The sequence below is a fragment of the Phenylobacterium zucineum HLK1 genome (genome assembly GCF_000017265.1).
GTDB classification, from domain to species: Bacteria; Pseudomonadota; Alphaproteobacteria; order Caulobacterales; family Caulobacteraceae; genus Phenylobacterium; species Phenylobacterium zucineum.
Genome location: NC_011144.1, coordinates 2,530,939 through 2,549,730 on the forward strand (window position 1 = coordinate 2,530,939; position 18,792 = coordinate 2,549,730).

At 73.0% G+C, this 18,792-nt stretch carries 19 protein-coding genes; 5 read left to right on the forward strand and 14 right to left on the reverse strand.

Annotation, left to right across the window (positions count from 1 at the left end):
- The first annotated feature begins 56 nt into the window (after nt 1–56).
- From PHZ_RS12365 to PHZ_RS12375, 3 genes are all read left to right on the forward strand, one after another.
- Nucleotides 57–839 carry a glycosyltransferase family protein gene (locus PHZ_RS12365; RefSeq protein WP_148216856.1) on the forward strand — a complete coding sequence of 261 codons (783 nt, stop codon included), beginning with the start codon at nt 57–59 and terminating at the stop codon, nt 837–839.
- Between the two features lie 79 nt (nt 840–918).
- The gene (locus PHZ_RS12370) at nt 919–1,935 is read left to right on the forward strand and encodes an NAD-dependent epimerase (protein WP_012522788.1); all 1,017 of its coding nucleotides are present in this window, start codon (nt 919–921) and stop codon (nt 1,933–1,935) included.
- Between the two features lie 43 nt (nt 1,936–1,978).
- A complete protein-coding gene (locus PHZ_RS12375) occupies nt 1,979–3,199 on the forward strand; it encodes an MgtC/SapB family protein (RefSeq protein WP_269079170.1) in 1,221 nt (406 codons plus the stop codon).
- Between the two features lie 4 nt (nt 3,200–3,203).
- Here the strand turns inward: PHZ_RS12375 and PHZ_RS21725 are convergent, their stop codons facing one another.
- The 13 genes from PHZ_RS21725 to PHZ_RS12440 form a co-directional block, all read right to left on the reverse strand.
- Nucleotides 3,204–4,436, reverse strand: coding sequence for a M24 family metallopeptidase (locus PHZ_RS21725; protein ID WP_012522790.1), 1,233 nt, complete (start codon nt 4,434–4,436; stop codon nt 3,204–3,206).
- Nucleotides 4,437–4,485: 49 nt separating this feature from the next.
- Entirely contained in the window at nt 4,486–5,712 is a 1,227-nt protein-coding gene (locus PHZ_RS12385) for a pyridoxal phosphate-dependent decarboxylase family protein (protein WP_012522791.1), read from the reverse strand.
- A gap of 227 nt (nt 5,713–5,939) precedes the next feature.
- Nucleotides 5,940–8,096 (reverse strand): AGE family epimerase/isomerase, encoded by a 2,157-nt coding sequence (locus PHZ_RS12390; protein WP_012522792.1) that lies wholly within the window; start codon nt 8,094–8,096, stop codon nt 5,940–5,942.
- A 27-nt stretch (nt 8,097–8,123) separates the two neighbouring features.
- Nucleotides 8,124–8,924, reverse strand: a complete 801-nt coding sequence (locus PHZ_RS12395) for a glycosyltransferase family 2 protein (RefSeq protein WP_041373494.1) — start codon at nt 8,922–8,924, stop codon at nt 8,124–8,126.
- Entirely contained in the window at nt 8,921–9,274 is a 354-nt protein-coding gene (locus PHZ_RS12400) for a hypothetical protein (protein ID WP_041373495.1), read from the reverse strand. The genes PHZ_RS12395 and PHZ_RS12400 overlap by 4 nt, the downstream gene beginning before the upstream one ends.
- Entirely contained in the window at nt 9,271–10,083 is an 813-nt protein-coding gene (locus tag PHZ_RS12405; protein WP_041373496.1) for a sugar phosphate isomerase/epimerase family protein, read from the reverse strand. Before PHZ_RS12405 ends, PHZ_RS12400 begins: the two co-directional genes overlap by 4 nt.
- 1 nt (nt 10,084) lies before the next feature.
- Nucleotides 10,085–10,879, reverse strand: coding sequence for a Rossmann-fold NAD(P)-binding domain-containing protein (locus tag PHZ_RS12410; RefSeq protein WP_012522795.1), 795 nt, complete (start codon nt 10,877–10,879; stop codon nt 10,085–10,087).
- The gene (locus tag PHZ_RS12415; RefSeq protein ID WP_012522796.1) at nt 10,876–11,964 is read right to left on the reverse strand and encodes an NAD(P)/FAD-dependent oxidoreductase; all 1,089 of its coding nucleotides are present in this window, start codon (nt 11,962–11,964) and stop codon (nt 10,876–10,878) included. The genes PHZ_RS12410 and PHZ_RS12415 overlap by 4 nt, the downstream gene beginning before the upstream one ends.
- Nucleotides 11,961–12,974: a glycosyltransferase gene (locus tag PHZ_RS12420; protein ID WP_012522797.1), complete on the reverse strand. Its 1,014-nt coding sequence runs from the start codon at nt 12,972–12,974 to the stop codon at nt 11,961–11,963. The genes PHZ_RS12415 and PHZ_RS12420 overlap by 4 nt, the downstream gene beginning before the upstream one ends.
- A gap of 82 nt (nt 12,975–13,056) precedes the next feature.
- A complete protein-coding gene (locus PHZ_RS12425) occupies nt 13,057–13,335 on the reverse strand; it encodes a hypothetical protein (protein ID WP_041373497.1) in 279 nt (92 codons plus the stop codon).
- Nucleotides 13,336–13,554: 219 nt separating this feature from the next.
- Complete coding sequence (locus tag PHZ_RS12430; protein ID WP_012522798.1) at nt 13,555–14,172, reverse strand: TetR/AcrR family transcriptional regulator; 618 nt, start codon at nt 14,170–14,172, stop codon at nt 13,555–13,557.
- A 55-nt stretch (nt 14,173–14,227) separates the two neighbouring features.
- Nucleotides 14,228–15,256: a glutathione S-transferase N-terminal domain-containing protein gene (locus PHZ_RS12435; protein WP_012522799.1), complete on the reverse strand. Its 1,029-nt coding sequence runs from the start codon at nt 15,254–15,256 to the stop codon at nt 14,228–14,230.
- 13 nt (nt 15,257–15,269) lie between these two features.
- On the reverse strand, nt 15,270–16,358 hold the full coding sequence (locus tag PHZ_RS12440) for an MBL fold metallo-hydrolase (RefSeq protein ID WP_012522800.1): 1,089 nt from the start codon (nt 16,356–16,358) through the stop codon (nt 15,270–15,272).
- Between the two features lie 101 nt (nt 16,359–16,459).
- Between PHZ_RS12440 and PHZ_RS12445 the strand changes: the two genes are divergently transcribed.
- A complete protein-coding gene (locus PHZ_RS12445; RefSeq protein ID WP_012522801.1) occupies nt 16,460–17,365 on the forward strand; it encodes a haloalkane dehalogenase in 906 nt (301 codons plus the stop codon).
- A gap of 11 nt (nt 17,366–17,376) precedes the next feature.
- A complete protein-coding gene (locus PHZ_RS12450; RefSeq protein ID WP_041373498.1) occupies nt 17,377–17,793 on the forward strand; it encodes a DUF1330 domain-containing protein in 417 nt (138 codons plus the stop codon).
- On the opposite strand, the gene PHZ_RS12455 is transcribed toward PHZ_RS12450, so the two are convergent.
- Nucleotides 17,790–18,788, reverse strand: coding sequence for a formylglycine-generating enzyme family protein (locus PHZ_RS12455; protein ID WP_041373499.1), 999 nt, complete (start codon nt 18,786–18,788; stop codon nt 17,790–17,792). The genes PHZ_RS12450 and PHZ_RS12455 overlap by 4 nt on opposite strands.
- Between the last annotated feature and the right edge of the window lie 4 nt (nt 18,789–18,792).

The following is an 18,792-nucleotide window of genomic DNA, read 5'->3' on the forward strand; positions in this document are numbered from 1 at the left end:
CAGGGGAACTCGCGCTCGTGGAAGCGGGGGGGCAAGTGGTCAGGCTATCGGCGTTGGTGTGCGTTCGCGGAGGGGAGAGCGGCCTTGCCGACTGCCTGCGCGGCCTGTCGTTCTGCGACGAGGTCGTGCTGGTGGTGGACCGGGGAGCCGACGGGGTCCGCGACCTCGCCCGCCGGGCAGGGGCGAAGGTCGTCGACGGCATCTTCCCCTTGCCCAGCCAGGCCCGCGCCGCGGGCGCCGAGGTCTGCACGGGCGACTGGATCCTGGAGGTCGAGCCGGACGAACGCGTGGACCGGGCGCTTGCCTGGGAGATCCGCGCGGCCCTGCAGATGCGGCCGGGCGGCGACTGGTTCGACATCCCGATCGACAACTACGTGGGGACGACCCTCGTGCGCCAGGGCTGGACGGGGACCCTGAGCGCCCGGCGCGCGGCGCGGCTGTTCCGCAGGGGGGTGAAGACCTGGGGACCGGGACGGCTGGGCCGCGCGTCGCTTTCCGGCGCCCCGGCCGGGGCCCTGACCGGCGCCCTGCGGCGCTCCCTCGGGCGCGACACCGGCGAACTGGTCGAGCGGGCGAACCGGCAGGCCGAGCTCTGGGCCGAGGACGCGGCCGACGCCGGCCGCCGGCGCGGCCTCGCCGCCGCCCTCCTCGCGGGGACCGGCGGGCTGCTGGACAGCTATGTGGCGCGCGGGGGCTGGCGCGAGGGCCGTCTCGGCGTGCTGGTGGCCCTGCTCACCGGCCTGCACCCCGTCCTGGCCCAGTTGCGGGCCGCCGAGATCCTCACGGCCGAGGCCCAGCAGGCGCCCGCCCCGACCGCGCCCCTGCGCCGGGCCGGCTGACGCCGTCATCGACTTGGGCGCCTGCGGACGCTAGGGAATCCCCTGCGCGATCCTCCGCGCGGAAACTTCGTGTGGCGCCTTGGCGATCCTGGTCACCGGCTCGGCCGGCTTCATCGGCTTCCACCTGAGCCGCCGGCTGCTGCAGCGGGGCGAACAGGTCATCGGGGTCGACAACCTCAACGCCTACTACGATCCCAGCCTAAAGGCGGCGCGCCTGGCGCTGCTGGAGGCCGAGGCCGGCTACCGCCACGCCCGCATCGACCTCGCCGACCGGGAGGCCATGGCCGCCCTGTTCGAGGAGACGCGCCCCGATGGGGTGGTGAACCTGGCCGCCCAGGCCGGCGTGCGCTACAGCCTCGAGAACCCCGCCGCCTATGCGGACTCGAACGTGGTGGGCTTTCTGAACGTCCTGGAAGGCTGCCGCGCCGTGCAGCCCAGACATCTCGTCTACGCCTCCACCAGCTCGGTCTACGGCGCCAACGGCAAGCTGCCGTTCAGCGTCCACGACCACGCCGTCCACCCGATCACGCTCTATGCGGCGACCAAGCTGGCCAACGAGGCCATGGCCCACGCCTACGCCCACCTATTCGGCGTGCCGTGCACGGGCCTGCGCTTCTTCACCGTCTACGGTCCCTGGGGCCGCCCCGACATGTCGCCGTTCAAGTTCCTCTCGGCGATCCTCGAGGGTCGGCCGATCGACGTCTACGGCCAGGGCCGGATGCAGCGGGACTTCACCTACGTCGACGACATCGTCGACGGCGTGATCGCCGCCCTGGACCGCCCGGCGCAGGCGAATCCTGAGTGGGATCCGCAGCGGCCCGATCCCGCCTCCAGCGGCGTGGCTCCCTGGCGCATCTACAACATCGGGGCCAGCGAGCCGGTCGAACTGATGCGCTACATCGAGACCTTCGAGCGCAAGCTGGGCTGCAAAGCGAAGCTCAACCTGATGCCGATGCAGCCGGGCGACGTCGTCAGCACGGCCGCCGACGTGAGCGAGACCGTCCGGGACCTCGGCTATCGCCCGACCACCTCCATCGAGGAGGGCGTCGGCCGCTTCGTGGACTGGTACCTCGACTACTACGGCAGCAAGGCCTAGCGGCGGGAGAACGGGCATCTTCGGCGCCGGCGCACTGAACCTGCTGGTCGCGCTTGGCCTCGGCCTGCTGATCGGCGCCGAGCGCGAGCGCCGCAAGATCGAGAAGGCCGTGCCCGCGGCCGCCGGCATCCGCACGTTCACCGTGGCCGCCCTCGCCGGCGGGCTGGGCCAGCTGGTCGGCGGCCCCGTTCTTACGGCGGTCATCGTCGCCGCCGTGGGCGCGTTCGTGGCCCTGGGCTACTGGCGCACGCGGCGGGAGGACGACCCCGGCCTGACCACCGAGATCGCCCTGGTCGTCACCGCGCTGCTGGGCGCCCTCGCCATCGCCGACCCCGCCCTGGCCGCGGGCGGCGGGGTGGCGGTGGCCGTCGTGCTCGCCGGCCGGACCCAGCTGCACCACTTCGTGGGCGAGGTGCTGACCGAGCGCGAGGTGCGCGGCGCCCTGGTCCTCGCCGCCGCGACGCTGATCGTCCTGCCGCTGCTGCCGGACCGGCCGATGGGGCCGTTCGACGCGGTGAACCCCCGCTCGGTCTGGCTGCTGGTGATCCTCGTCCTGGCGATCGGCGCCGCGGGCCACGTCGCCGTCCGGGCGCTGGGTGTCCGCTTCGGCCTGCCGATGGCGGGCCTGGCGTCGGGGTTCGTATCCAGCGCGGCCACCATCGGGGCCATGGGGGCCCGGGCGCGCACGACGCCCGAGCTGATGCCCGCCGCCGTCGCCGGCGCGGTGCTGTCCACCGTCGCGACCGTGATGCAGATGACCCTGGTGGTGGCCGCCGTCAGCCTGCCGACGCTGCAGGCGCTCGCCCTGCCCCTCGCGCTCGCCGGCCTGACCGCCGTGGCTTACGGGATCGTCTTCACCCTTGCCGGCCTGCGCCGCACGCCGGACGGGGAGCTCGATGCGGGCGAAGCGTTCAGCCTCGCCACGGCGCTGGTCTTCGGGGCCACGCTCACGGCGATCATGCTGGCGGCGGCGGCCCTGCAGGCCTGGTTCGGCGACCTCGGCGCCGCCGCGGCGGCGGCGCTGGCCGGTCTCGTCGACGCCCACGCCGCGGCGATCTCGGTGGCCGCCCTGGCGCGGAGCGGCCAGCTCGCCCCGGCAGACGCCGTGCTGCCGATCCTGGCCGGCTTCTCGACCAACGCGGCGACCAAGATCGTCCTGGCCGCCACGGCGGGCGGCCGCGCCTACGCCCTGCGGGTCGCGCCCGGGGTCGTGCTGGTGACGGGGGCGGCGTGGGCGGGCGCCCTCCTCTCCCGCGCCGCGTAACGGCTCAGACCGGCCGGTCGATGGAGGCCGGGGGCTGGGAGAACCACTTCGGCCCCTGATCGGTCATGTAGAGGCAGTCCTCGATCCGGACGCCGAACTCGCCGGGGATGTAGATGCCGGGCTCGTTCGACAGGCACATGCCGGCCGCCAGGGGCGTCTGCTCGCCCCGCACGAAGTTGATCGGCTCGTGCCCGTCCAGTCCGATGCCGTGGCCGGTCCGGTGCGACGTCCCGGGCAGGCGGTAGTCGGGTCCGTAACCCAGGGTCGCGTAATAGGCGCGCACCGCGTCGTCCACGCGGCCGGCGGGGGCGCCGAGCTGCGCGGCCTCGAAGGCGACCTGCTGTCCCCGATGCATGTGCTCCCACACGGTCCGCTGCCGCCTGGAAGGCTCCCCGAACACCAGCGTGCGCGAGATGTCGGACTGGTAGCCCTGGAACGTGCAGCCGCAGTCCATCAGTACGACTTCACCGTCGCGCACCGCCTGCGGCTTGCCCGAGCCGTGCGGGTAGGCGCTGGCCTCGCCCAGCAGGATCAGGGCGAACTCCGGCTGGCCGCCCAGAGCGCGGGTGGCGCCGTTCATGATCTCGCCGATGTCGGCCGGCGTCATGCCCCGCTCGATGCGCGGGACCGTGTGCCGGTAGGCCGCGACCGTGATGTCGGACGCATGCTGCATCAGCGCGATCTCGGCGGGCGACTTGATCATCCGGCAGCCGCGCACCACGCCGGACGCCGAGCGGACCGCCACGCCGGGCAGGCTCCGCTGCAGGCCCTCGACGGCGAAATAGCGGACCGTCTCCTCGATCCCGATCGCGCCCCGCGCCAGCTTCCGCTCGCGCAGCCAGCCGGCGACCAGCGCCAGGGGGTCCTCGTGCTCCTGCCATGTCCGGACCTGCGCGGACACGCCCAGGGTCTCGCGCACCGAAGGCTCCTCGAAGAAGGGCGTGACCACCAGGATCTCGCCCTCGGCCGGGATCACCGCCGCGGTCAGGCGCTCGCTGCGCCACCATTGCAGGCCGGTGAAGTAGACGAGACTGGCGCCCGGCTCGATCAGCACCGCCGAGAGGCCCTGCTCGCGCATCAGGCGCTGGGCCTTGGCGATCCGCGCCTCCCGCTCGGCCCGCCCGATCGGCGGCGGCGGGTTCGGCAGGGGCGCGAGGTCCGCCGCGCCGGCGGGGGCGGAGCCGGCCGCGGCCGCGATCAGCGCCGAGGCGCCGGTGAGGAAGATTCGACGATCCATCCGGCGAAGCTCTCGCGACTTCGCCGCAAGCTCAAGCGCGACGGAGCGTCTACGAATACCGCGCCTCGCCGCCGGCGGCGCCGCGCGCCGCCTCCACGGCCCAGGCGAGGTCGGCGAGATAGCTGTCGGCGATCTCGGCGTGCACGGGCGAGAGCATCAGGTGCAGCCCGCGCGGCTCGGTGGTCACGCTGGTGAACCAGCCCCGCTCGCGCAGCTTGGCCCAGACGGCCAGGCAGTCGACGTCCTGGCGGGCGAAGGCGAGCAGCCCCAGCTGCGGGCGGCCGATCACCGAAAAGCCCAGCTCGCGCACGCCGGCCTCGATCCGCTCCCGCGCCCGCGTCACCTGCCCGTGCTTGCGCCGGTAGCCCTCGACGCCCAGGAACGTCATCACCGCCCAGGCCGCTGCGATCGCCCCGCCCGGCCGCGTGCCGGCGAGCGTCGGCGTCACCATCCGGCCGCCCGGCCAGTCGTTGAAGTCGAAGACCATCAGCCGGTGCAGCTCGGCCGAACGGAAGAGCACCGTCGAGGCGCCCTTGGCGCAGTAGCCGTACTTGTGCAGGTCGGCCGAGATCGAGCGAACGCCCGGCAGCTTGAAGTCGAAAGGCGGGATGTCGCCGCCGTTCATCCGCACGAAGGGGGCGATGTAGCCCCCGACGCAGGCGTCCACGTGCAGCCACAGGTCCCGCGCCGTCGCCAGGTCAGAGAGCGCCCCGATGGGATCGATCAGGCCGTAGGGGAAGTTCGGCGCCGAGCCGACGATCATCACCGTGCGGTCGTCAGCCGCCGCGGCCATGGCCTCGGGATCGGCCAGCCAGTCCTTCAGCGGCGTCCGGCGGACCTCGATCTCCATGACCGCGCAGGCCTTGTCGAACGCCGGATGCGCCGAGCGCGGCAGGACGAGGTTGAGCGGACCCGTCACCCCGCGCACCTTCCGGGCGTGGTCGCGCGCGGCCTTCACCGCCATGGTGATGGAATCGGTCCCGCCCGAAGTGATCGTTCCGGCCGCCCCCTCGGGCGCGTTCAGCAGCGACAGGCCGTAGCCGACGACCTCGGCCTCCATCCGCGCCAGGCTCGGGAAGGCGGCGGGCCCCAGCCCGTTCTCGGACATGAAGAGGGCGTAGGCCTCCTTCTGGACCTGCTCCACCTCGGGGCCGGCGTTGAAGACGTAGACGGCGGTCTTGCCCTCGCGCCAGTGGACGTCGCCGGCGCCCATCTCCTGCATACGGGCCTTCAGGTCCGGCCAGTCGGCGCCGGTCTGCGGAAGGGCTGCGGCCATGGAGGTCCCCCGGGTCGATGAGCGGGGAAGGACCTTAGCCGGACGCTCGGACAAACAAAAAGCCGCGCCTTTCGGCGCGGCCAGTTAGGGAGGAAACGCCCCTAAGGGCAGGACCACCTAGACCAGCGATTTGTGTCAGCGCGAAGACGTCATCGCTTCAATTGCGAAACCCGGTTCGACAGGCGCCCGCAGCCTGGGCAGCCTGCCCGGAATCCGGGCGCCGGGTGTCATCCGGCGCGGCCGGTCAGCTCCAGCACCGCCATGGTCAGGTGGTACAGCGAGGTCGCCGGCGCCGGCTCGTCCACGAAGCCGCCGTCGGGCCGCAGCTTGTCGCGCCAGGCGCCCCGGGCGGGGGTCTCCAGATAGCGCGCCAGCCCCCGCGCGGCCGAGATGGCGTCGGCCTCCTCGCCCAGCAGGACGGCGGCCTTCAGGCGCTCGGTCTGAGGCCACAGGCGTGCATAGCCGTCGCGCACCGCCAGGTCGTCCCACAGGGCGTTGACCGCCACCTCGCGCGAGGCGTCGACGCCCGCCCGGCCGACCTCGTAGAGGCGGCGCGCCGTGTGCAGCCCGCGCTCGGCGCCGCGGGCCCGGCCCCAGCGCTCCAGCAACCAGGCCCATTCGAACTGGTGCCCCGGCTCCACCAGGCCCGCCTCGCCCGTCAGAGGGGCCCAGCCCGCGTCGAAGAACTCGCGCAGCACGCCGCTGTCGGGATCGATGAACCGCTCGAGGGCGAGATCGGCCACCTCGTCCGCCAGCCGCCCCCAGCCGCCGTCGGGCTCCACCGCCTCCCAGGCGAGGGCCGCCTCGAAGAGGTGCATGTGGGCGTTGGCCTGGTAGGGCTGGGGCCCCGCCTCGCGGAAGCCGCCGGCCGGATGGCGGAAGATCTCCAGGGCCGCGCGGGCGCGGGCGCCCTCGGTCCGCCAGCGGGCGTCCCCGGGCTCGGCACGGGCGAGCGCGCTCAGGGCCAGCAGCAGGAAGGCGTGCTCGTACAGGCAGGCGGTCTCGTCCAGCGGCGCGCCGTCCACGGTCAGCACCGACACCGTCCGCCCGTCCTTGCGCAGTCCCCGGGCGGCGTAGAACTCCCAGCCGCGCTTGGCGACCTCCAGCCAGGGGCCGGGGGCGCCGATCGCCGCCGCCGTGGCGAAGACGAAGACCTGCCGGGCCTGGGTGCGGGCGCGCCGCCGCGGGTCGACCGCCTCGCCCTCGGCGGTCAGCGCCTCGCGGAAACCGCCGTTGACGGGATCGGCCCCCAGGGTGCTCCACAGCGGCAGGGCGGCGGTGCGGAACCACAGGTCGTACCAGTCGGCGGCGGCCTCCAGGGTGGTGAAGCGCCGGCCCCGGCCGCCGGGCGGGGCCGCGGCCGCCGCGGCCTTGACGTCCTGGCTGGCGGCGAGGTCGCAGACCAGCACCACGTCCGGCTCGACGATCACCGCCAGGTTGGAGGCGCCGACCACCGCCACGTGCAGGTCGTCCGAGGCCCGGACCAGCAGGTCGCGCGCGCCCACCGCCTGCACGTTGCCGCTCAGGCTGTTGCCGTCGGCGTCGCGGTCCGAGCCCGCCAGGACCGCGTCCCACGCGCCGACGTCCGACCATTCGAAGGCGACCGGCAGCACGGCGGCCCGGGCGGTCTTCTCCATCACCGCGTAGTCGATGGATATCTTCGGCGCCTGGCGGAACGGCCGGCCGAGGATCCAGGCCGCGCCGTTCGCTTCCAGGTCGGCGACCCCGGCCCGCGCGGCCTTCGCCACGCCGGGCGCATGGGCGCCGAGCTCGTCCATCAGCGTCCGCGCCGTGGCGACGAAATTGCCGCTGTTCCACAGGTAGCCGTCCGCCACATAGGCCCGGGCCCGTTCGGCGTCGGGCTTCTCGACGAAGGCCGCGACCGGCTTCACGGCCTCGGCCCCTGCGCCCGGCCGGATGTAGCCGTAGGCCGTGGCGGGCTCGGTCGGCTCTACGCCCAGCGTCACGACCGCGCCCTCGCAGGCCGCCGGCAGGGTCTGCGCCACGGCCGCACGGAAGGCGTCGGCGTCGGGGATGTGGTGGTCGGCCGAGACGATGACCGCCACGGCGTCCGGATCGCGCGCTTCGATCCAGGCGCAGGCCGCGGCGATGGCGGCGGCCGAGTCCCGCGGCTCAGGCTCCAGCAGCACCACCGCCTGTCCGCCGATCTCGGCAAGCTGGGCCTCGATGAGGGCCTGGTGGGCGATCCCCGCGACGACCAGCACGGGGCCGGCCTCGGCCAGCGGCGCCACCCGGACCAGCGTCTCCTGGAAGCTGGAGCGGGCCCCGGTCAGCGGAATGAACTGCTTGGGCCGCCAGGGGCGCGAGGCCGGCCACAGCCGCGTCCCCGACCCGCCGCACATGATCACCGGATAGACGGCCACGCCGCGCCCCTCCCCCTCGCCGAACCGCTAACTAACCCGAGGCGGGTTGAATCGGCCAAGGCAGACTAGGGCCAGCGTGCGCAGAAGCGCGATCTCGCCCTGGAACGGCTTGATCTTGGTGGGCGTCTTCTCGTCCTTGGGATAGCGGCGGGCGGTCGGCAGTTCGAGGCAGCGGAAGCCCAGGCGCGGCGCCCGGTAATTCATGTAGGCCAGGAGCTCGTAGTCGCGGAACTGCGGCCGGAAGATCGCCATCCGCGGGTCCTCCAGCAGCCGGCGGCTGTAGGCGCGGAAGCCCTGGGTGGTGTCGGTCCAGCGGAAGCCCGAGGCGAGGCTGAGGGCCGGCGCGTGGATCAGGCGGATGGCCAGGTCGCGCAGCCAGGGCGTGTTCTCGGCCACGCCGCCCTTCACGTACCGCGAGGCCTGCACGAAGTCCCAGCCGTCCTTCAGCGCCTGGACGAAGGCCGGAATGGCGTCGGGATCGTCCTTGTTGTTGCCGTCGATGGTGACGACGCCGCGGTAGCCCTGGTCCAGGGCGAAGGCGTAGGCGCACAGGAGCTGGGCGCTGAGCTTGCCGGGGCCGGTCTTGCGCACGAGGCCGGCCACCTGGGCGGCGTCGAGGCGCGCCGGAGCCAGGGAGCCGTCGGTCGAGCCGCCGTCCACGATGACGATGTCGGCGATCTCGGCGATGCCCAGGGCGCTCATGCGCGACAGCAGGCGGCCGATCCGTTCGCCCTCGTTGATCACCGGAATGACGACGCAGTGGTCCTTGGAGCGCCCGCGCCAGCGCTCCACCACATGCTCGGGGACGTGGTCGCGGCCGGGGGTCACGCTGGGCCCCGCGCCAGGGCCAGGGCCACGATGCCGGCCAGCAGCAGCGAATAGCCCAGCCAGTGAAGCGGCGTGAACGCCTCGCGCATCATGAGGGCCGAGGCCGCGCCCACGACCACGATGGCTCCGGCCGTGGCGATCGGATGGGCGACGTTCAGCGGCAGGCGGGTCACGGCCGCGGCGTAGGCCAGGAACGCCACGCCGTAGCTCGCCGCCGCCAGCCACAGCCGCCAGTTGGCCGCCAGGGCCATGGGGTCGGACAGCGTCAGCGGCCCGTCCGAGCTCAGCTTGACCAGCACGCTCGCCGCGGCGTTGGCGAGGATCCCAACGACGATCAGCAGCCAGGTCACGCCGGCGCCCCGTAGGCCGCTTTCGCGACCGCCACCGCCCGGGCGAGCGCCTGCCGGTGCGGCTCGGCGGCCGCCGGCGCCATCTCGACCGTGACGGTGAGCTCGGGCCGCGCGTTTCGCAGGGCCGCGGCCGCGGCGGCGTGCGGCGCGCCGGCGTCGCCAAGCGGGACGAGGCCAGGCTCGCTGGCGTGGACGTGGCCGATCAGCTCGGCGTGGGCGGCGATCACCTGGGCGGGATCCTCGCGGTTGGCGGCGATGGCGCCGACGTCCAGCTGCAGCCGGATCGCCGGATGGTCCACGGACCGGACCACCTCGGCCGTCTCGGCCGTGTCCGTCATGAAGTTGCAGCCGTAGATGACGGGATTCGGCTCCAGGCAGACGAGGACGCCGTTCTGCGCCGCCGCGTCGCCCAGTCGGCGGAAGAACTCCACGGCGATCCGGCGGGCCGCGCCGTCGTCGAGGCCGCTGCGGTCGCGGTTCTTCGGCGAGCCGAAGGTGAGCGCGCGCGCGCCGAGCAGGCCGCCCACCCGGCACAGCGCCGAGAGCCGGGCCAGCATCGCCCCGTCGTCGGAGAAGAGATTGAGCCCGCTCGTGCCGAACAGCAGGCTCTGCATGCCGACGACGCTGAAACCTCGGTCGGCCCACCACCGGCGCACGCGCTCGGCGTCGGCCCCGCTCACCTGCGCCGGATCGGCGAAGTACTTGCCGGGCGCCACGTCCACCTGATCCACGCCCGCGGCGGCCAGCAGGTCGGCGGCAGCCGGCTCCTCGGCGAGATCCCAGGCGATGTTGGAGACCGAGAGGCGCACGTCAGGCCCCGGGCGTGGAGAGGGGTTTGGAGGGAGGCTCGGACTGGGCGTAGGCGCGGATGGCCATCAGGCTCTCGCGCCGGGCGTACTGGTAGGCGCCCTGCCCGCCGAACAGCGCCGCGTGCCGGGTGCGGAAATCGTAGGCCGCAGGCGACCGTCCCTCCACAACGTTGTCGAACCGCCGCCCGAAGCCCTCCTGCGCCACCTCGGCCATCGACAGCGGTTCAGCCGTCAGGTGGACCAGCCGCAGCCCGGCGGCCAGCGCGGTTTGCAGGTCGGCCCACAGGTTCACCATCGGATAGAACTGGTAGACGCTGCGCGCGTCGATGACGTGCAGGTTGTTGTCGTTTCGCAGGTCGAACACGGCGTTCTTGCGCAGGCCCGGCCCGACCAGCCCCGGCAGCCGCACGATCAGGGCGCCCGGGAAGCGCTCGGCGACCTGCTGCTCCAGCCAGCGGCGATGACGGCCGTAGGCGCCGGGCGCCTGCGCGTCCGGATCCGCGTCCTCGTCCGCGCCGCGGCTGTCGGCGAAGACGTCGACCGTGCTGATCAGGATCACCTGCCGCGCCTGGACCTGCTCCAGGTGGCCCATGAGGGTCTCCAGCGCGGCGCGGTCGGCCTCGGGCTCCTTCTCGGCGAGCCACTTCTGGGCGGGCGCCCCGGCGCAGACCAGCAGGTCGAACGCCTGCCCGCGGATCTCGGCGATGTCCGTGGATCGGTAGGTCTGCTGGAAGCTTCGCTGGCGCAGCAGCGTCTGGCCCACATAGCCGCTCCAGCCGACGAGGGCGTCGCTCATGCCGGCAGCTCCTCCGCCTCCAGGCGCTCCAGGACGTCGAAGACGTTGTCGATCTTGCCGCCCAGCACGCTGAACACCCGCCCCTCGTGGCCGTGGCGGCGGAACAGGATCGGCCGCCCGTCGTCGCCCTCGTTCGCCGTCAGCACCGTCTTCACCGTGAACAGCGAGCCCTCCACCGTGCTGCGCGCCAGCCCCGGCGCATAGCGCGCGGCGTCCCGCAGCATCCGGTCCACGCGGCTTTCCTTCGCATAGGCGTCCAGCACCGCATAGGGATCGCGCTCGCCCGCCTCGGCCCAGCTCAGGTGCGGCGTGTAGCGGACATGGGACAGCGAGTGCAGCCCCCGGGCGGGGAACGGCATGCACGAGAAGAACGGCCCGTCCATCACGGTGACGCCCAACCCCTCGAACTCCGGCGGCGGGCGGACCAGCGCCAGCTCGGTGATCTCGTGCTTCAGGCCGAAGGGCGGCGCCTCCGGCCCGGCCAGCCGCTGCAGCCGCGCATAGGTGCAGTTGAACACCACGCCCGCCGGATGGTGTTCGCCGCCCGCCGCGACCGTGAGCCCGTCCGGCGCGGCCTCGACCGAAGTCACCTCCAGCCCGGTGCGCACCTCGACGCCCGCGTCCCGCAGCAGCCGCTCCGCCGCCCGGGCGAGCTTCGCCGCGTCGAAGGCGCTCTCCTCGACGAGATAGGCCTGGGCGACCAGCCTGGGATCGAACAGGCGCGCCACCTGCGGCGGGGCCGGATCCAGCGGCGCCCCGATGTCGGCGCAGAAGCGCTCCATCTGGCGCGGGGTGACCTTCGAATTGCGCCGCGCGAGCGCGTAGACCGCCTGGAAGGGCGTCGTCGCCTCGCCGAAGGCCTCGACGAACCGCGGATAGTTCACCCGGCTGCGGTAGGCCGTCGTGAAGCTGCGCGGATAGTGGTAGCCGCTGTGCACCCGGGCCTGGTTGACCAGGGAGGCCCGGCCCAGCAGCTCTGGGGCCGCCTCGAAGAGCCTGACCGTCCCGACCCCGCGCCGGGTCTTCAGGTAGGCGGCGATCATCGCCCCGTAGAAGCCGCCGCCCGCCACGATGGCGGTGGTCATCCCGCCCCCTGCCGGACCGCGGGCCGGCGCGGCCCGGCCTCGACGTTCAGCCGCGTGCGCCGCGTCAGCACCGCGCTCGTGTGCTCCCCGGCCAGGTAGTAGGAGGGCCCTTCCAGCGTCCAGGACAGCACCTGGGCGACGTATTCGACGAGGATGAACACCACCAGCGACAGCAGGAAGAACATGCCCGACTGCTGCAGCGACAGCGTCGTCCAGCCGGGCATGACGTCCGACTTGAACAGCCGGATCAGGATCACGTAGCCGGAATAGATCAGGTTCAGCGTCGCGCCCGTGATCGCCAGGGCCGAGGCGATCCGCAGCGGCAGGGTGGTCTGGGAGAACAGCAGGTTGAGACCCCGCCGGGCCTTGCTGCGCAGGCTGGTGCGCGGCTGAGGCCGCCGGGGTCCTTCGTAGTCGATCGCCGCCTTCGGAAAGCCCGCCAGCGCCGGCAGCGCCCGGTAGCGCAGGCCGGGCTTCGGCTGCTCCAGCAGGAAGCTCACCACGCGCTTGCTGATCAGCCGGCAGCTCGCCCCCTCGACCTCCAGGTCCACGCCCACCAGCCGGCGGAAGACCCCGTGGAACAGCCGGTCCAGCATTCGCTCGGTCCCGGACATCGGCTTGGGCGTGGTGTTGCGGACGGTGACGAGGTCCGCCCCCTCGGCGATCTTCTCCAGGGCGCGGGGCAGGAACGAGAGGTCCTCGTTCAGCGGGTCCAGCACCAGCACGTAGTCGCCCAGCGCGTTCTCGACGCCGGCCCAGACGGCGATCTCGAGGTCGACGGCGCGGATCAGCCGGTAGATCTGCAGGTTGGGCAGCCCGCCCTCCTGCACGAGGTCCGCATAGTCGCGCACCGAGCCGTCGGTCGAACCGTTGTCGACGATGACCACCTCGAAGTCCTCGACCTGGGCCGCCAGCTCGGCCACCAGCGGCTCGACGAGCGCGCGGGCGCGCCCCGCCACGTTGCGCAGCGGCACGACCACGGACAGAAGGATCGGATAGCGCTCCGGCACGGCTCGACTCCCCAGGGGGCCCACGCTTGCCGGGTCGCGGCGCGTTCCGCAAGGATCGTAAGGCCGAAGGCCGAGGCGGACGTCAGGGATAGGCGCGTACGGGGACGTGCGGGGTCGCCGCGTCGGGCGAGTTCCGGCGCAGGGCGGCGCGCAGGATCTCGGTCTCGAGCATCAGGTCGCCGATCATCTCGCGCAGGCGGCGGTTCTCGGCCTCGAGCTGCTGGGCCCGGCTGGCCCGCGCCGCCGGGCTGAGGTGGGAAAGACCGTCGTTCGAGGGCTGCCGCACGGGGGTGACGACCACGCGCGGCGTTTCGGCCCGGTTGGGCTCGCACCTGTCGGTCGAGAGCACGAAGTCGCTCACCGACGCGACGGATTTCGCCCGCTTCCGCCTGCGGAAGAGGCTGAAACGCCAAGCATGACCCGACCGCGGGCGCATAAGACCCCCAACGCTCACGATGTCCGGCACAGCGGGCATCGCCGCCATACGCCCCCAGAACATCATTATCCGAAAAATAAGGTGAAGCTGCAACCCCCGCTGGCAGTCGCTCTCGCGGCGCGACGCAATCGGAGCCGCGGGCGCTCAGTCCAGCATGCGCCGGACGGCGGCCTCCAGCACCTCCTGCGCCCGCTTCGGCGACAGGTCCTGCTCCCGACGCAGCCGCGACCACGCCTCGAAGCTGAGCAGCAGGTCGAGGCCCTCCAGGCGGTTGCGGTCGCGGACCGCCTCCGCCGGCAGCACGCCCTTGAGAATCTCGCGCAGCGCCGCCGCCAGCCGCCCGGCGTCGGCGTCCAGGAACCGCGAGCGGTGGCGGAAGGCGTCCGAGGCGCGCTTGAACGGGGCGATCCGCTCGAAGGCGACCGCCCGCCGCTCGACCAGCTCGATCACCCGCTCCTGCCAGACGTCGGACCGGAAGGGCCGCTCGACGATGGCGCGCAGCTCCTCCTCGATGACCCCGGACATCTCCCGGTAGAGGCTGTCCATGTCCTGGAAGTGCCGGAAGACCGTGCGTAGCCCGACCTCGGCGCGGGCGGCCACCTGCTCGGCGCTGGGCGCGACCTCGCCGGAGTGGATGATCTCCAGCATGGCCCGCACGATGCGGGCTCGGTTGTCGAGGCCGCGGCGGCGGCGTCCGTCGGCGACCCCCGCGGCCGCATCGGCGACCGCCTCCGCCCGCTTCACGCTCGCTGTCCTGGCCACGGGTCCTCGCTCCGGATGGCCGGTGATTAGGGCGCCCGCCCGCGCCTGACCAGCCTCACGCGACGAGAGCCGAGAGCCCGGCGCGGGCCAGCGCCGCGTCCACGGTCGAACGCGCGGCCGGCGGCAGGGCCGCGTGGCTCGCCCGCAGCCAGCCGAGGCACTTGGCCTGGTAGGGAAACGGCTGCTGACGCCAGGCCTGGCCGTCCACCTCGGCGATCACCTCGTCCAGCCCCTCGGTCACCGCCCGCGCGTTGGCCAGCATCACAGGCGCGTAGGCCCGGCCGATCTCCACGAGCAGGGCCACCAGGGTCTCCGGCAGGACGGCGGGATCGATCCAGTCGCCATCGCCCGGTTCGACGCCGGAGGCGTCCTCCATCATGCCCACCCAGGCGGTCACGCGCGGCGCGACCTCGAGCGTCAGCGCCATCGGCGTGGGATCGAACTCGGCGAGCTGGGTGAGTTGGCCGAAGACCGCGAAGTCGCAGGCCGCCGGGCGCCGGCCGAGCAGATAGGGCCAGGTCCGCAGATGGTCCTCGAAGCGCTCCAGGAAGCGCCGGTAGCTCGCCTCGATCACGGGCCCGGTGGTCTCGTTCGACCCGACGTAGCGGAGGCGGCCGATCTGGCGCTCCGAGACGGCCCGGCCGCGCTGGGCGAGCGTCTCGTCCGGGATGTTGAAGCCCCGCCAGCAGGGCAGCATGGCCGCCGCCTTGGCGATGTCGGGGGCGTAGGACCACCGATAGTGGAACATCGCCTTGGTCAGCCATTCGTCGGCGTAGTCCTCGATCAACTCGTCCAGGAAGGCGAGCGCCGGATCGGATGGCACGACGCTGCGGCCCGGCCGCTCCCGCTCAAGCCGGCGGATCAGCGGCGTGGAATCGGTGACCGCCTGCACGGCTCCCGTCTCGTCGGGCAGGTAGAAGGTCGGCAGCAGCGCCACCTTCGGCTGCGGCAGATCCTGCGCGGCCGCCTGGGGCGGCAGCAGGAAGCGGTAGGGAATCCGCCGGTAGCGCAGCACGGCCAGCATCTTGCGGGTGTACGGGGAACCCGGCGCCCCCATCAGCGCGATCGGCGCGGTCTCGGTCATGCCCCTTTCCCCTTCAGAACAGGACGTTCAGCCGATTGGTCCGGCGGATCGCCGTCGAGCCCGCGGGCAGGCTGATGGTGTCGCCGTCACGGCCGACGCGGATGGCCCCAGCATAGATCTTCCCGGCCTTCCCCAGCCAGGGCCCCTCCAGGGCGCGGATCGGCAGCGGCGGAATGACGTGGGTGAACAGCAGGTAGCGGACCCCGGCCCGCTGTGCGATCCCCGCCACCTCCTCGGGCGTGGCGTGATAGCTCGGGATGTCGTGCAGGATGTGCGAGAGGTTCGCCTTGCCGCCCTTGTCCGCCGACCGGCCCTGCAGCGCCACCAGCTTCGGCGAGAGGCCCTCGTGCACCAGCAGGTCCGCGCCCCGCGCCGCCGCCTCCAGGCGCGGAGAGGCGGCGGTGTCGCCGCTGATCACCACGCTGCGGCCCTTGTAGTCGAACCGGTAGCCCACCGCCGGCTCGGCAGGCGAATGCGGGACCGGGAAGGCCGTCACCCGGAGCCCGGGCTGATCGATGAGCACGACGTCCTGAGCGCCCGGCGCGAAGGGACGCGGATCGCCGCCGAAGCCCGACGGCGGCGTGACCTGAGGCCCGTGGTGGGCGATGCGGTAGCCGCGATCGGGCCCATAGGCCGCCTCGAAGCCGTCCACGACCTGCTCGACTCCGGTGGGGCCGTAGACCGGCAGGGGCGCCGGCCAGGCGCCGCCGGCCCAGCGCTGGAGCATCAGTTCGCCCAGGCCGTCGATGTGGTCCGAGTGGAAATGGGTGATCAGCGCCGCGTCCACCCGCGCGGGCGGGAAGTTCATCAGCGAGAGGTTCTTCACCGACCCTGCGCCCGCATCGACGATGAAGAGCTGCCGGCCCGCCAGCACGGCCGTGCAGGGCCCGGCCCGCGTCGGGTCGGGCATCGGCGAGCCTGCGCCGCAGAGGCCGACGTGCAGCCCGTCCTCCAGGCCCTCGTACGGATCCGCGACCAGAGCCCGGTCGTAGATGCGCTGCATCGCCGCCAGGGCGATCTGGCCCCGCAGCAGCCAGAGCCCCGCCCCGATCGCCAGCACCGCCGCCAGCAGCATCAGCCCGATCGTCCGCCACCGCCCCATGGCCGTCCTCCCGTCTCCCGGGCGGCTTGACGGCCGCCGCTCATAATGACACGCATAATGTCACTATCTGGATCAAGAGCAAGATCGGGGAGATGCGGCGCATGCAGGTGTTGAGGACGCCGGACGAACGGTTCGAGGGGCTGGCCGACTGGCCGTTCGCCCCGAAGTACGTTCAGGTGAAGGACGCCGACGGCACGCTCCTGCGCATCCACCATGTGGACGAAGGCCCCCGGGACGGCGCCCCCGTGCTGCTGATGCACGGGGAGCCCTCGTGGGCCTACCTGTACCGCCACATCATCCCGCGCCTGGTCGCCGCCGGCCACCGTGCGATCGCGCCGGACCTCGTGGGCTTCGGCCGCTCGGACAAGCCGGCCGACCGGGGCGACTACACCTACGCCCGGCACGTGGCCTGGATGAGCGCCTGGCTCGAGGCGGTGGACCTTCGGGGCGCCTACCTCTTCTGCCAGGACTGGGGCGGTCTGATCGGCCTGCGCCTGGTGGCCGCCTATCCCGAGCGGTTCGCCGGCGTCGTCGTCTCGAACACCGGCCTGCCCGTCGGCGGCGGAGCCATGACCGACGGGTTCAAGGCCTGGCTGCAGTTCAGCCAGACGGTCCCCGAGCTGCCGATCGGCTTCCTGCTGAACGGCGGCTCTGTCCGCGAGCTGTCGGCGGCCGAGATGGCCGCCTACGACGCCCCCTTCCCGGACGAGAGCTACAAGGAGGGCGCGCGCCAGTTCCCGGCTCTCGTGCCGGTCACCTCCGAGCACGCCGGCGTGGCCGAGAACCAGGCCGCCTGGAAGGTGCTGGAGGCCTGGGACAAGCCGCTGGTGACCGCCTTCAGCGACGGCGACCCGATCACCAAGGGCGGCGAGGTCCCGTTCCGCGAGCGCGTGCCGGGCGCCCGGGGCCAGCCGCACGTCACGCTGCATGGCGGCCACTTCGTGCAGGAGGACAGCCCCGCCGAGATCGCCGGGCTGCTCGACGGCCTCATCCGCCGCAGCCGCTGAGGGACCTCCCCATGAAGGTCGAGAACGCCGTCCTGCCCGCCCCCGCCCAGATGATGGACTTCTTCGGCGCGCCCGAGGACGGCCCCTTCATCATGGTCAACCTGCTGAAGTTCAACGACAGGGCGGAATACGAGGACGGCTCGGACGCTCACCTCACCGGGGCCGAGGCCTACGCCCGCTATGGCGAAGCCGTGCGCCAGCTCGTCGAGGGGCTGGGTGGGAAGATTCGCTACGCCGGCAGGGTCACCGGCCTGCTGCTGGGCGAGGTCGAGGAGCTGTGGGACGCGGTCGCCCTCGCCGAATACCCGTCGCTGGCGGCGTTCCGGGACATGGCGCTGTCGCCGCAGATGCAGGCCATCGAGCACCACCGCAAGGCGGGCCTCGCCGGCCAGCTCAACATCCGAACGAAGCCCAACGACAGCTTCTAGCCGGGCTCGCGCAGCACCGTGCGGAAGCCGATGTGCCCCGCCCCGCCGTCGGGCGGGCCCGGCGTACGGGCCGCCGGCCGGTAGCGGAAGCAGTAGTCGTCCGAGCAGAGGTACGAGCCGCCCTTGATGACGTGCTTGGCGAGACCCGGTTCGGCCGGATCGTAGGCCAGCGCCTGCGGCGGGCCTTCCGGATCGGCGCCCAGGCCCGGCCGGTACCAGTCGCGGGTCCACTCCCAGACATTGCCGGCCATGTCGAAGAGCCCGTAACCGTTCGGGGGATAGCACCCGACCGGGGCGGGTTGCGCCTTGTGACCGTCCTGCCCGATGTCTTTGACGGGGAATATGCCCTGCCAGGTGTTGGCCTTCGGACCGCCCTCCGCCGCGGGAGCGTCGCCCCAGGCGTAGCGTGCGCCCGCCAGGCCGCCGCGGGCGGCGTACTCCCACTCGGCCTCCGTCGGCAGGTCCCGGCCGAGCCAGCGGGCGTAGGCGAGCGCGTCCTCGTAGGCCACGTGGACGACGGGCCAGGCCTCCTTGCCCTCGATCGAGCTGCCGGGCCCGGTCGGATGGCGCCAGTCCGCGCCGGGCGTGACGCGCCACCAGCGGCCGGGATCGTCCGACTTGCCCGCCGCGCCCACGAACACCAGCGAGGCCGGCCGGCGCTGCTGCGCGCTCAGGTGTTGATAGGCGACCGGGTCCAGCGGCCGCTCGGCCAGGGTCCGGTAGCCGGTGGCCGCCACGAACCGCGCGAAGGCGGCGTTGGTCACCTCCGTCCGGTCGATCCAGAAGGTCCCGACAGTTGTTGGCCGCTCAGGCCCCTCCTCGGGCAGGACGGCGGCCGCGCCCTGGCGGAACTCGCCGCCGGTGATCCGCACCATGCCGGCGGTCGAGCCGGGCGCCGGCAGGGGCGCGTCGGCCAGGCACGCGCGCGGCGCCTCGGTCCTCTGGCACGCGGCCGCCAGGAGGCCCGCCACGGCGAGGGGCAGGAGGCGCCGCATCGGG